The 12,479-nt window shown below is 75.3% G+C and carries 12 protein-coding genes; 5 read left to right on the plus strand and 7 right to left on the minus strand.

Translation table 11 applies throughout. The features are described 5' to 3' along the window. Window positions 1-84 precede the first annotated feature (84 nt). Entirely contained in the window at window positions 85-405 is a 321-nt protein-coding gene (locus KIK08_RS06505) for a putative quinol monooxygenase (protein ID WP_214402089.1), read from the minus strand. 143 nt (window positions 406-548) lie between these two features. Here KIK08_RS06505 and KIK08_RS41575 point away from each other — a divergent pair, with 143 nt between their 5' ends. Together KIK08_RS41575 and ilvD are read left to right on the plus strand one after the other, a co-directional pair. Continuing rightward, window positions 549-959, plus strand: a complete 411-nt coding sequence (locus KIK08_RS41575; protein ID WP_214402090.1) for a PH domain-containing protein — start codon at window positions 549-551, stop codon at window positions 957-959. 5 nt (window positions 960-964) lie between these two features. Then, window positions 965-2,806 (plus strand): dihydroxy-acid dehydratase, encoded by a 1,842-nt coding sequence (gene ilvD, locus KIK08_RS06515; RefSeq protein ID WP_214402091.1) that lies wholly within the window; start codon window positions 965-967, stop codon window positions 2,804-2,806. Between the two features lie 434 nt (window positions 2,807-3,240). Here the strand turns inward: ilvD and KIK08_RS06520 are convergent, their stop codons facing one another. From KIK08_RS06520 to KIK08_RS06530, 3 genes are all read right to left on the minus strand, one after another. Further along, on the minus strand, window positions 3,241-4,107 hold the full coding sequence (locus KIK08_RS06520) for a phosphotransferase (RefSeq protein ID WP_214402092.1): 867 nt from the start codon (window positions 4,105-4,107) through the stop codon (window positions 3,241-3,243). Beyond that, window positions 4,104-4,709 carry a DoxX family protein gene (locus KIK08_RS06525; RefSeq protein WP_214402093.1) on the minus strand — a complete coding sequence of 202 codons (606 nt, stop codon included), beginning with the start codon at window positions 4,707-4,709 and terminating at the stop codon, window positions 4,104-4,106. The genes KIK08_RS06520 and KIK08_RS06525 overlap by 4 nt, the downstream gene beginning before the upstream one ends. 97 nt (window positions 4,710-4,806) lie before the next feature. After that, window positions 4,807-5,739, minus strand: coding sequence for a 2-hydroxyacid dehydrogenase (locus KIK08_RS06530; RefSeq protein ID WP_308257448.1), 933 nt, complete (start codon window positions 5,737-5,739; stop codon window positions 4,807-4,809). 52 nt (window positions 5,740-5,791) lie between these two features. Between KIK08_RS06530 and KIK08_RS06535 the strand changes: the two genes are divergently transcribed. Then, window positions 5,792-6,943, plus strand: a complete 1,152-nt coding sequence (locus KIK08_RS06535) for a PQQ-dependent sugar dehydrogenase (RefSeq protein ID WP_308257449.1) — start codon at window positions 5,792-5,794, stop codon at window positions 6,941-6,943. A 94-nt stretch (window positions 6,944-7,037) separates the two neighbouring features. Here the strand turns inward: KIK08_RS06535 and gatB are convergent, their stop codons facing one another. The 3 genes from gatB to gatC are packed head-to-tail and all read right to left on the minus strand — an operon-like array spanning window position 7,038 to window position 10,374. Next, window positions 7,038-8,543 (minus strand): Asp-tRNA(Asn)/Glu-tRNA(Gln) amidotransferase subunit GatB, encoded by a 1,506-nt coding sequence (gatB, locus tag KIK08_RS06540; protein WP_214402094.1) that lies wholly within the window; start codon window positions 8,541-8,543, stop codon window positions 7,038-7,040. Next, window positions 8,540-10,048, minus strand: a complete 1,509-nt coding sequence (gatA, locus tag KIK08_RS06545; RefSeq protein WP_214402095.1) for an Asp-tRNA(Asn)/Glu-tRNA(Gln) amidotransferase subunit GatA — start codon at window positions 10,046-10,048, stop codon at window positions 8,540-8,542. The genes gatB and gatA overlap by 4 nt, the downstream gene beginning before the upstream one ends. After that, the gene (gatC, locus tag KIK08_RS06550; protein WP_250556445.1) at window positions 10,048-10,374 is read right to left on the minus strand and encodes an Asp-tRNA(Asn)/Glu-tRNA(Gln) amidotransferase subunit GatC; all 327 of its coding nucleotides are present in this window, start codon (window positions 10,372-10,374) and stop codon (window positions 10,048-10,050) included. Before gatC ends, gatA begins: the two co-directional genes overlap by 1 nt. A 280-nt stretch (window positions 10,375-10,654) precedes the next feature. On the opposite strand from gatC, the gene KIK08_RS06555 reads away from it, so the two are divergent. Together KIK08_RS06555 and KIK08_RS41580 are read left to right on the plus strand one after the other, a co-directional pair. Beyond that, complete coding sequence (locus KIK08_RS06555; protein ID WP_214402096.1) at window positions 10,655-11,308, plus strand: ACT domain-containing protein; 654 nt, start codon at window positions 10,655-10,657, stop codon at window positions 11,306-11,308. Between the two features lie 3 nt (window positions 11,309-11,311). Beyond that, entirely contained in the window at window positions 11,312-12,475 is a 1,164-nt protein-coding gene (locus tag KIK08_RS41580) for a PucR family transcriptional regulator (RefSeq protein WP_214402097.1), read from the plus strand. The last annotated feature ends 4 nt before the right edge of the window (window positions 12,476-12,479 follow it).

Below are 12,479 nucleotides of genomic sequence, written 5' to 3' on the forward strand. Positions count from 1 at the left end.
ACGCCCCGGAGTTCAGGAAAGCCACGATGCTGCCCTCTGCGGGCAGCATCGTGGCTTTCCTGAACCGCGACCGGGGAGCGACGGTCAGAGGCCCTTGCCGATCACGGGGGTGAGGAACGTCAACTCCGGGCGCCCGCCGGCGAGGTCGCGCAGCGTCTTCCCGATCTCCTTGAACCGGTCGCTGCTGCCGTGCGCCTCGAACGCGGCCTGGTCGCTGTAGAGCTCGTAGAACAGGACTGCGTCGGCGTCCTTCGGATCGGTGTGCAGGATGTAGAGCAGGGTGCCCGCCTCGGTGTTCGCGTTGTCGATCGCGGCCTGCAGTGCGGCCACGAGCTCGTCGCGCTTGCCGGGCTGGGCGGGGATGCGGGCGAGGACGGCGACCTTGCCGCCGGTGGGTGCGCTCATGACCGAAAACGTAACCGCTGCGGCTAACGAGCAGTAGCCACGCGGCGATCTGCGGGCCCGGCCGTGGCGATCAGCACATCGTCGGGCCCCGATCGGACGGAGCAGCCGCGCCCGGCACCGCCCGGTGGTGCGACGATGGACCGGTGAGCTCCACTCCCGACGAGCCCGCGCCGCGCGCGGTGTTCCGCCCGTCGTCGCTGCAGGTCCTGGTCGCGCTGGCGATCGCCTTCTGCGCCACCCCGGTCGCGCTCGGCGCGCCCCTGCTCTTCCTCCTCTACCTGCTGCCGCTCGGCTTGATCTACTGGACGCTGCGGGTGCGCACGGTGGTCGACGCGGAGGCGCTGACCGTGCGCCGACTGCTCGGCGGGCGGCGCGTACCGTGGGCGGAGATCAGTTCGCTGCGGCTCGTCCGCGGGAGCCGGCACACCAGCTCCCGGGTGAGCGCGGTGCTGACCGACGGCGCCGAGCTACCGCTGCCTGCCGTGACCGTCCGCGATCTTCCCCAGCTGGCCGCCGTCAGCGGTGGCCGGCTGCCCGACCCGGCTGGAGAGTGAGCCCGATGCCGGCCCTCCGTTCCCGCGTGACCACCCACGGCCGCAACGCCGCCGGAGCCCGTTCGCTCTGGCGCGCCACCGGCATGGGCGACGACGACTTCGGCAAGCCGATCGTCGCCATCGCCAACTCCTACACCCAGTTCGTGCCCGGTCACGTGCACCTCAAGGACCTCGGCGACATCGTGGCCGAGGCGATCCGCGAGGCGGGCGGCGTGGCCCGGGAGTTCCACACGATCGCCGTGGACGACGGCATCGCCATGGGCCACGGCGGGATGCTCTACTCGCTGCCCTCGCGCGAGGTCATCGCGGACGCCGTCGAGTACATGGTCAACGGGCACGCCGCGGACGCCCTGGTCTGCATCTCCAACTGCGACAAGATCACCCCGGGAATGCTGAACGCCGCGATGCGGCTCAACATCCCCACGGTGTTCGTCTCCGGCGGGCCGATGGAGGCGGGCAAGGCGGTCGTCGTCGGCGGGGTCGCCCAGGCGCCCACCGACCTGATCACCGCGATCTCGGCGTCGGCGTCGCCGGACGTGGACGAGGCCGGGCTCAGCGCCGTCGAGCGCTCGGCGTGCCCGACGTGCGGCTCCTGCTCGGGCATGTTCACCGCCAACTCGATGAACTGCCTCACCGAGGCCCTCGGCCTGGCGCTGCCCGGCAACGGCTCCACGCTGGCCACGCACGCCGCCCGCCGCGAGCTGTTCGCCCAGGCCGGGCGCACCGTGATGGACCTGGCCCGGCGCTGGTACGAACACGACGACGAGACGGCGCTGCCGCGCTCGATCGCCACCCGCGCCGCGTTCGAGAACGCGATGGCCCTCGACGTCGCCATGGGCGGCTCGACGAACACCGTGCTGCACGTCCTGGCCGCCGCCCAGGAGGGCGAGGTCGACTTCGACCTGGCCGCCATCGACGCCGTCTCGCGACGCGTGCCGTGCCTGGCCAAGGTCTCGCCGAACTCCGACTACCACATGGAGGACGTGCACCGCGCCGGCGGCATCCCGGCCATCCTGGGCGAGCTGTGGCGCGCCGGGCTGCTGCACACCGACGTCCGCACGGTGCACTCGCCGTCGATGGAGGCCTGGCTCGGGCAGTGGGACATCCGCGCCGAGTCCCCGTCGGAGACGGCCGTCGAGCTGTTCCACGCCGCGCCCGGCGGGGTGCGCACGACGCAGGCGTTCTCGACCGAGAACCGCTGGTCGTCGCTCGATGTCGACAGTGCCGGCGGCTGCATCCGCGACGTCGAGCACGCCTACACCAAGGACGGCGGGCTGGCCGTGCTGCGCGGCAACATCGCCCCCGACGGCGCCGTGATCAAGAACGCCGGCATCCCCGAGGAGCTGTGGCGCTTCGAGGGTCCGGCGCTCGTGGTGGAGAGCCAGGAGGAGGCCGTCTCGGCCATCCTGACCAAGCGGATCAAGCCCGGCGACGTGCTGGTCGTGCGCTACGAGGGCCCGTCCGGCGGGCCGGGGATGCAGGAGATGCTGCACCCCACGGCGTTCCTCAAGGGGGCGGGCCTGGGCAAGGTCTGCGCGCTCATCACCGACGGCCGGTTCTCCGGCGGGTCGAGCGGCATCTCGGTGGGCCACATCTCCCCGGAGGCCGCGGCCGGCGGGGTCATCGGGCTCATCGAGGACGGCGACCGCGTCGTCATCGACGTGCACCAGCGCCTGCTGTCGGTCGACGTGCCCGACGACGTCCTCGCCGAGCGCCGGCAGAAGATGGACGCGCGCGAGCGGCCGTGGCAGCCGGTCGACCGCGAGCGCCCGGTCTCCAAGGCCCTGCGCGCCTACGCGGCCCTGGCCACCAGCGCCGACAAGGGAGCTGTCCGCCGGGTGCCGTAGCCGGCACCCTGGATCCATGACGGCACGTCGACAGGGCGATGCGGCCTGAGCCGCTGAGGCGTGGACGCGCCCGTCCCCGTGCTCGGCACTGCTCACCCCGCTGCCCTACCCGGACCGGCTGTCCGGGCGGGGCGTCCTGGTGGCGATCCGGATGCAGCGCGACCACCCGCACTCCCTGGGCCTGCCCTACGCCCTGCACGTCGGGCTCGGCTGGTCCGGGAGCGGGTCGGGCGGGTCGATCGCGCCGTGGGCTGCGGCGCCCTGGAGTGCTGCCCGGACGTGGGCGAGCTGCACGAGGTGCTGTGCACGGGCCCTGCGACGCCCGCCGGCTGCGGGCCGTGCCGCACCGCCGGGCGACCCCGGCGCCGTGGACCGCGCGCGGGGCGTGGGTCGCCTGCCCCCGCTGGACGACCCACCGGGACCGTGCGGTGGGCTCACGGCCCCAGCAGGTCGAGGGCGGTCGCGGCGGTGGCGGCCATCTCGGCGACCCGGGCGGGCCCCAGGTGGTCGGCGGCGAAGCCCATGTACTGGACGTGCACCTGCACGGTCGCCCACGCGGTCTCCAGCGCGTCCGGCTCCGCGCCGCGGATCGCCCGGTACGCGGCGGGCAGCGGCGCGCCCTGGGCCGCGAGCACCGCCAGGTCGAGCCCGGCCGGGGCGACCCGGGCGCCGCCCCAGTCGATGATCGCGGTGCCGTCGGGGCCGGCCAGCAGGTTGCCGCGGTGGGGGTCGCCGTGCACGAGGGTCGCCGGCAGCAGCGCCAGCGCCCGGGTCACGCGGGGGTCGCCCCGCCAGGCCCGCAGGAGGTCGGCGGTGGCGGCGAACCGGGCGTCGCCCGTGCGCGCCAGTCCCCCGGACACCGCCACCAGGACGCGGTCGCAGAGGCCCGCCCACCACGGCGCGTCGACGACGGGCACACCGGGCGGCCGCCGGCCCAGCCAGTGCGCGTGCACGCGGGCGAGGTCGGCGAAGACGTCGTCGGCCACCGGTTCGCCGGCGGCGGGCGGGCGCCCGGCGTGGAAGGGCGTCACGATCCAGCCCGAGCCCGCGGCCAGCAGCAGCGGCCGCGCCAGACCGGGCACCTCGGTCAGCGCGCGCATGGCGGCGACCTCGCCGGGCCCGGTCCGCTTGACCACGACGGCCAGCGACCGCCCGCCCGCGTCGAGGTCGACGCGCCGCACGCCGTCGGAGACGTACCCGCCGGTCAGCTCGCGGCGACCGCGGACGACCGCGGGCCCGCCCGCCCACCGTTCGACGGCGGGCAGCCACTCCTCGTCGGCCGGCGCAACCGGCGCGGTCACCCCCGCAGCAGGAAGTACACCACCGCCGCCACCCCGAGCGCGACGACCAGCGACAGCCACGCGTACGGCAGCGGTCTGCGCTGCCACGTGCGGCCGCGGTCGAGCGCGATCCGCCCGGCCCCGGTGAACACCAGCGCCGCCGCGCCGCCGCCGAGTAGCAGGTCGACCTCCAGCGCGTCCGGGGCGGCCGCGGCGTAGAGCGGGACGCTGCCCCACTTGACCGCCACCGCCACGATCTTGATCGACAGCAGCCCGGCAGCGGCCAGCGGCGTGAGCAGCCCGAGCACCACGAACGCCCCGGCCGCCATCTCGGCGATGCCCAGCGCCCACGCCAGCGCGTCGGCCTGCGCGACGAACCCGTGGCCGCGGAGGTTCTCGGCGGTGCCGGCCAGGCCGAGGCCGCCCCACATGCCGAGCACCTTCTGCGCCCCGTGGGCGAAGAACAGCCCGCCGATCAGGAACCGCAGCAGCAGGAGCCCGATGTCGGCGGCGCCGTTCCAGGCCACCGGACGGCGGCCCTCGGCGCGGTCGCGCGGGGACGGCAGCGGCGGTTCGCTTCCCCCCAGCGTGCCGATGTCGAACGGTCGGGTCTGATCGCTCATGACGCCCCCGGATCCGCGCTGGTCCTGCTCGCGCTGGCTGCCCCCATGCCCGCCGACGATAGCGCCGCCGACGCCCGCCGCGTCGGATCGAGCCGGATCAGTAACCGTTCTGCACCAGGTTGGGGGGCTCACCCCCGCGGGCGACGTGGGCCAGCTGCCCGGCGGCTATCCGGTACGCCCTACTCAGCGCGAGCGGCACGGCGCCACCGACGTGCGGGGTCAGCAGCAGACCGGGCGCCGCCCACAGCGGGTGCCCGGCCGGCAGCGGCTCCGGATCGGTGACGTCGAGCGCGGCCCGCAGCCGTCCGCCGACCAGTTCGGCGAGGAGGGCGTCGGTGTCGACCACGGGCCCGCGGGCGGCGTTGACGAGCACGGCGCCGTCGGGCATGGCGGCCAGGAACCGGGCGTCGACGAGGCCGCGGGTGGCCTGGGTCAGCGGGACGAGCAGCACGCAGGCGTCGAAGTCCGGGAGCAGGCCGTGCACGTCGTCGATGCCGTGCACGCCGTCGCGGGGGCGCCGGGCGACCAGCGCCGTCCGCACCTCGAAGGGCGTGAGCCTGCGCACGGTGTGCTCCGCGACGTCACCCGCCCCGACGATCAGCACCCGCTTGCCGGCCAGCTCCTCGGTCCGGCTGTCGTCCCACCGGCCCTCGCGCTGGGCGGCCGCGAAGCGCGGGAAGTGCCGGTAGACCGACAGCAGCGCGGTCACGACCCACTCGGCGGTCGCCCCGCTGTGCGCGCCCTTGCAGTCGGAGATCCCGACGCCGTCGGGCAGCCGGCCGATCCAGCGGTCCGCGCCGGCGCTGAGCAGCTGCACCAGCCGCAGCCCCGGCAGCCGCGCGGCCAGCGCCACCAGCTCGTCGGCGGTCTGGAACGGCGGGACGAAGACCTGCGCGGTGTCCGCGCCATCGGGGAACCGGCCGGTCCGCACCACCGTGGCCGGGTCGTACACCAGGGGGACGAGGCCGAGCACCGCGGCCAGCGGGGCCACCCCCTCCTCGTTCGGGACCAGGACCGCGATGTCGAGCACGGGCCGACCGTACTCACCGGCCGCTCACCCGCCCGCGCCTAACCTGGCGCCCGTGGCAGGACGGATGCGGCGCGCGCTGGCGGCTGCCGCGCTCGGCGTGCTGCTCGCCGGGTGCGCCGAGTTCCCCGACTCAGGGCCGCGCGAGTGGCGCGACAAGGTCGAGGGCACCGGCGAGCTCGGCGGCCCGCCGCTGGTGCCGACCCCGAGCCCGCCCAGCCCCCAGCAGCCGCCGCAGAGCGGGCCCGGTCCGAGCGGGGCCCCGCAGCCGCCGTCGGGCTGCGTCGACCCCGACCCGCAGGTCGTCGCCACCTGCCTCAACCCGGTGGGCGCGATCGCCGTGCTCCCCGACGGGCTCACCGCGCTGGTCGGGGAACGCGCCACCGGGCGGGTGCTGCAGGTCCGCCGCGGCGTCGACCCCGTCCTGGTGGCGACCGTCCCGACCGACGCGAGCGGCGGCGGCGGGCTCACCGGCCTGGTCCTGTCGCCGTCCTACGTCGAGGACCAGCTCCTCTACGCCTACGTGAGCACTCCCACCGACAACCGGGTCGTGCGGATCGCCAAGGGCGAGCCGCCCAAGCCGGTCCTCACCGGCATCCCGCGCGGCGCCACCCACAACAGCGGGGCGCTCGGCGTCGACGTCGACGGCTCGCTGCTGGTGGCCACCGGCGACGCCGGCCAGCCGGCCGATCCCGCCTCGCTGGCCGGGAAGGTGCTGCGGATCGACACCCTCGGCAACCCGGCCCGCGGCAACCCCGATCCCGCCTCGCGCGTGCTCAGCTCCGGGCTGAGCGCCCCGGCGGGCATCTGCACCGACCCGGTCACCACCATGACCTGGGTCACCGACCGCACCCCCGTGCAGGACGCGCTGCACCTGCTGGTGCCCGGCCAGCTCCCGGCACCGGCCTGGACCTGGCCCGAGCGCCCGGGCGTCGGCGGCTGCATGGCCCAACCGGGCATCGTGACCATCGCCCAGGACCAGGCCGCGGCGCTGTTCGTGCTGCGCCCCTCGGACAACGGCGCCTTCACCGGGGCTCCCGAGACGATCCTGAAGGGCACCTACGGCCGCCTCGGCGCCGCGGCCCTCGCCCCCGACGGGCTGCTCTGGCTGGGGACGGTCAACAAGGCCGGCGGCAACGTGATCCCGTCCGACGACCGCGTCATCCGGATCCAGCCGCCCGCCGGCGGGGGCGAGAGCCGCGCCTAGGTCGGCCCCGCCGCAGCCGTCGAGAACGACGTTGTCGTGATCAACAGGGCTTGTTGATCACGATAACGTCGTTCTCGACGGGGTCCGGGTGGGGTCAGGCGGACTGCACCCGCTCCAGGATCAGTTCGCGCACGCGCTTGGCGTCGGCCTTGCCGCCGGTCGCCTTCATCACCGCGCCGACGATCGCCCCGGCGGCCTGGACCTTGCCGCCGCGGATCTTCTCGACGACGTCGGGCTGGGCCGCGAGAGCCTCGTCGACGGCGGCGACGAGGGCGCCGTCGTCGGAGACGACGGCCAGGCCGCGGGCGGCGACGACGTCGTCGGGCGAGCCCTCACCGGCCAGGACGCCGTCGACGACCTGGCGGGCGAGCTTGTTGTTCAGCGCGCCGGAGGCGACCAGCGCGATCACCCGGGCCACCTGCTCCGGGGTGATGGGCAGGTCGCGCAGCTCGACGCCGCGGGAGTTGGCCTGCTGGGCCAGGTAGGCGACCCACCAGGAGCGGGCCTCGCCGGCCGTGGCGCCGGCGGCGACGGTGGCCTCGACGAGGTCGAGGGCGCCCGCGTTGACCAGGTCGCGCAGCTCCTCCGGGGACAGCCCCCACTCCCCCGCGATCCGCCTGCGGCGGGCCCACGGCAGCTCGGGCAGCGTGGCGCGCAGCTCCTCGACCCACTCCGCGGACGGGGCGATCGGGACCAGGTCGGGCTCGGGGAAGTAGCGGTAGTCCTCGGAGGTCTCCTTGCGGCGACCGGCGCGGGTGGTGCCGCCCTGCTCCTCGAAGTGCCGCGTCTCCTGGACGATCTCGCCGCCGGCCAGCAGCACGCCGGCCTGCCGGGACATCTCGTGGCGCACGGCCCGCTCGACCGAGCGCAGTGAGTTGACGTTCTTGGTCTCGGTGCGGGTGCCGAGCGCGCCGGAGCCCTTCGGGGCCAGCGACAGGTTGACGTCGCAGCGCAGCGAGCCCTGCTCCATGCGCACGTCGGAGACGTCGAGGGCGCGCAGCAGGTCGCGCAGGGCGGTGACGTAGGCGCGGGCGACCTCGGGCGCGCGGGCGCCGGTGCCCGGGATCGTCTTGGTGACGATCTCGATCAGCGGGACGCCCGCCCGGTTGTAGTCCAGCAGGGAGTACTCGGCGCCGTGGATGCGCCCGGTGGCCCCGCCGACGTGCAGGGACTTGCCGGTGTCCTCCTCCATGTGGGCGCGCTCGATCTCCACCCGCACGGTGCTGCCGTCCTCCAGTTCGACGTCGAGCCAGCCGTCGACCGCGATCGGCTCGTCGTACTGCGAGGTCTGGAAGTTCTTCGGCATGTCCGGGTAGAAGTAGTTCTTCCGGGCGAACCGGCCCCACGGGGCGATCGTGCAGTTCAACGCCAGGCCGATGCGCATGGCGGACTCGACCGCGGCGCGGTTGACCACCGGCAGCGCCCCGGGCAGGCCCAGGCACACCGGGCAGACCTGGGTGTTGGGCTCGGCGCCGAACTCGGTCGGGCAGCCGCAGAACATCTTGGTGTTGGTGTTGAGCTCGACGTGCACCTCCAGCCCGAGCGTCGGGTCGAAGCGCTCGACGACCTCGTCGAAGTCCACCAGGGTGGGGGCGGTCATGCGGTCACCTCCGGGACGCGGTGGATCAGCGGGCCGCCGTCCTCGGCGTCGCGCGCGGCCTCGTAGGCCGCGGCCACCCGGTACATCACGGCCTCGCCGAGGGCGGGCGCCATGATCTGCAGGCCGACGGGCAGGCCGTCGGCCAGGCCGGCGGGCACCGAGATGCCGGCGGTGCCGGCGAGGTTGGTCGGGATGGTGGCCAGGTCGTTGAGGTACATCGCCAGCGGGTCGTCGACCTTCTCCCCGATGGGGAAGGCCGCCGTCGGCGTGGTGGGCGAGACGAGCACGTCGGCCTTGGCGTAGGCGGCGGCGAAGTCGCGCGCGATGAGCGTGCGGACCTTCTGCGCCTGGCCGTAGTAGGCGTCGTAGTAGCCGGCCGACAGCGCGTACGTGCCCAGGATGATGCGGCGCTTGACCTCCGGGCCGAACCCGGCCTCGCGGGTGGCCGCCATGACCTCCTCGGCCCCGGCGCCCTTGTCGACGCGCAGGCCGTAGCGCATGGCGTCGAAGCGGGCCAGGTTGGAGGAGACCTCGCTGGGCAGGATCAGGTAGTAGGCGGCCATCCCGTACCGGAAGTGCGGGCAGCTGACCTCGACGAGCTCGGCGCCGAGCTTCTCCAGCTGGCGCAGCGCGGCCTCGTAGCCCGCCTGCACGCCGGGCTGGTAGCCCTCGCCGCCCATCTCCTTGACCACGCCGACCCGCAGGCCGGACAGGTCGCCGTCGGCGCCGCGGCGGGCGGCCTCGACGACCGAGGGCACCGGGGCGTCGATGGAGGTGGAGTCCAGCGGGTCGTGTCCGCCGATCACCTCGTGCAGCAGGGCCGCGTCGAGCACGGTGCGGGCGCACGGCCCGGCCTGGTCGAGCGAGGACGCGCAGGCGATCAGCCCGTAGCGGGAGACGCCGCCGTAGGTGGGCTTGACGCCCACCGTGCCGGTGAAGGCGGCCGGCTGGCGGATGGAGCCGCCGGTGTCGGTGCCGATGGCCAGCGGCGCCTCGAACGCGGCCAGCGCGGCGGCCGACCCGCCGCCGGACCCGCCGGGCACGCGGTCGGTGTCCCACGGGTTGCGGGTGGGGCCGTAGGCCGAGTGCTCGGTGGACGAGCCCATCGCGAACTCGTCCATGTTGGTCTTGCCCAGGATGGTGATGCCGGCGGCGCGCAGCCGCGAGGTCACCGTGGCGTCGTAGGGCGGGCGCCACCCCTCGAGGATCTTCGACCCGGCGGTGGTGGGCATGTCCGTGGTGGTGAACACGTCCTTGAGCGCGAGCGGCACCCCGGCCAGCGGGGACGCCGGCGCGGTGCCCGCGTCGAGCGAGGCGTCGACCAGCGACGCCGACGCGACTGCAGCTTCTCCGGCGACGTGCAGGAACGCGTGCACCGTCCCGTCGACCGCGGCGATCCGGTCGAGGTGGGCGCGGGCGACCTCGACGGCGGAGACCTCGCGGGTGCGGATCTTCTCGGCCAGCTCGGCGGCGGTGAGCCTGGTGAGCTCGGACGACCCGGTCATCACGCCTCCTCGCCCAGGATCTGCGGGACCCGGAAGCGGCCGTCCTCGGCCGCGGGGGCGCCGGCCAGGGCCTGCTGCTGGCTCAGCCCGGGGCGGCGCTCGTCGGCGCGGAACACGTTCTCCAGCGGCACGGCGTGCGACATCGGCGGGATGTCGTCGGCGGCGACCTCCCCGACGCCGGCCACGGCACCGAGGATGACCTCGAGCTGGCCCGCGAACACGTCGAGCTCGTCGTCGGTGACGGCGAGCCGGGCCAACCGGGCGAGGTGCGCGACCTCGTCCCTGGTCAGGCCCGACGTGTCGGCGGACCCGTCGGTGGAACTCAAGAAGTCCTCCAGGCGAGAAGGTAGGGAGCCGGCCGGGCGGGTCCCGCGGCGGACGGCGGCACGGTCGCCGGCTCCTGTCAAGTCTAGGGAACCGCCGCGGGAGGGTCGCGCGGGTATCCACAGGGGGACGCGCCCGGTCGCGGCGGTGTTGGGCCACAGGGCCCCCGGACTGACACAATCGCGGGTCGGGGTGCCGCGTCGGCCCGGCCGGCGCCGTCGGCCGTCGATCGGGTGGACGCGGCCGCGGGTGTGCTGGGATCGGTCGAGGAGGGCTTGGCGCGTGTCGTTCCTGCTCCGGGTCGTGCTACCGGACAAGCCGGGCAGTCTCGGGGCGGTGGCCACCGCGCTCGGCAACGCCGGCGCCGACATCCTCGGCGTCGACGTCGTCGAACGCGCGCACGGGCTCGCCGTGGACGACCTCGCCGTCGAGCTTCCCCACGGCCGTCCGCCCGACGTGCTCATCACCGCGGCCGAGTCGGTGCCCGGGGTCGAGGTGGAGTCGGTGCGCCCGCACTCCGGCCGGCTCGACACCAGCCACGAGCTGGAGCTCATCGAGGAGATCACCAGCGACCCCGAGCACGGCATGCAACTGCTGGCCGAGCAGGTGCCGCGGATCTTCCGGGCCGGCTGGGCGCTGGTCGCGGTGCGCGAGGGCTCGCGGTCCTACCGCCTCTCCGAGAGCACCGCCGCCCCGGAGACCAGGGCGGGCGACCTGCCGTGGCTGCCGCTGGAGCGGGCGGTGGTGATCGACCCCGCCGTGCACTGGGTGCCCGAGCCGTGGAGCGCCCTGGACACCGAGCTGGCCGCGGCGCCGTTCGGCCCCGGGGCCAGGGCGCTGGTGGTGGGCCGTCCCGGCGGGCCGGCGTTCCGGCCATCGGAGCTGGCAAGGCTCACCCACCTGACGGGGATCGTGACGACCGTGCTGGGTGGCTGATCGGTGGACCGGCCGTGGGCCCGGGTGCCCGACTGGGTGGGCGCGGCGCTGCGCCCCGAGCTGGACGGCACGACCGACGACATCATCGCCGCGGTCCGCGCCGAGGTCCCCGACTACGCCCGCCCGCTGACCGGCCGGTTCGGGATGCGGATCACCGAGGGCGTGTCGGCGGCGCTGGGCCAGTTCCTCGACCTGCTGGGGCGCGACGAATCCCTCGGCGACGACCGGGTGTACCGGGCGCTGGGGCTGCTGGAGCACCGCGAGGGCCGCACCCTGGCCGCGCTGCAGTCGGCCTACCAGGTGGGGGCGCGGACGCTGTGGCGGCGGATGGCGGGCACGACCACGGCGCGCACGCTCGGCCCCGAGGTGATCTTCAACCTGGCCGAGGCGGTCTTCGGCTACATCGAGAAGCTGTCGGCGGCGTCGGTCGCCGGCTGGGCCGACGAGGAGGCCAACCGGGCCGGCTCGCTGCAGGCGCGCCGGCACGCGCTGGTCGAGGTGCTGACCCGGTTCCCGCCCGCGTCGGCCACCGAGGTGGAGCGGGCGGCCTCGGAGGCCAACTGGCCGCTGCCCCCTCGGCTGGCGGCCCTGGTCGTCGAGGACGCCGTCGCCGTCGCGACGCGGTTGCCCTCGACGATCGCCGCCGACCTCGACCCGGTCGGCGTGGCGCTGGTCGCGGTGCCCGACCGCACCGGATGGCTCGACCGCGTGCGCGACGGGCTGGCCGGGCGCACCGCGGTGCTCGGGCCCGTCGTCGACCCGACGCAGGCGCACCGCTCGATCGCCAGGGCCCGGGCCGCGTGGCCGCTGCACCAGGCCGGGCTGCTGCGGCCGGGGTCGACCGAGAACCTGGTGCGCGCCGAGGACCACCTGCTCACGCTGCTGCTGGCGGCCGAGCCGGAGCTGGCCGCCGACCTGTGCGGGCGGGCGCTGGCCCCGCTGCGGGCCATGCCCGAGGGCGCCGCCGCCCGCGCCGAGGAGACGCTGCGGGCCTGGTTGGACGCGCACGGCGACGTCACGGCGGCCGCGGCGACGCTGCACGTGCACCCGCAGACGGTCCGCTACCGGCTGGCGGGTCTGCGCGAGGCGCTCGGCGACGCCCTGGACGACCCCGGCCAGCGCCTGGAGCTGACGATCGCGCTGCGCGCCGGTCGCCCCCCGGGCTGACGCG

This window comes from Pseudonocardia lacus (assembly GCF_018531445.1).
Taxonomy (GTDB): domain Bacteria; phylum Actinomycetota; class Actinomycetes; order Mycobacteriales; family Pseudonocardiaceae; genus Pseudonocardia; species Pseudonocardia lacus.

Bases quoted from the DNA above. Each gene is read 5' to 3' on its own strand.
- KIK08_RS06505 (WP_214402089.1), bottom strand. From the start codon at position 405: ATGAGCGCACCCACCGGCGGCAAGGTCGCCGTCCTCGCCCGCATCCCC.
- ilvD (WP_214402091.1), top strand. From the start codon at position 965: ATGCCGGCCCTCCGTTCCCGCGTGACCACCCACGGCCGCAACGCCGCC.
- KIK08_RS06525 (WP_214402093.1), bottom strand. From the start codon at position 4,709: ATGAGCGATCAGACCCGACCGTTCGACATCGGCACGCTGGGGGGAAGC.
- gatB (WP_214402094.1), bottom strand. From the start codon at position 8,543: ATGACCGCCCCCACCCTGGTGGACTTCGACGAGGTCGTCGAGCGCTTC.
- gatA (WP_214402095.1), bottom strand. From the start codon at position 10,048: ATGACCGGGTCGTCCGAGCTCACCAGGCTCACCGCCGCCGAGCTGGCC.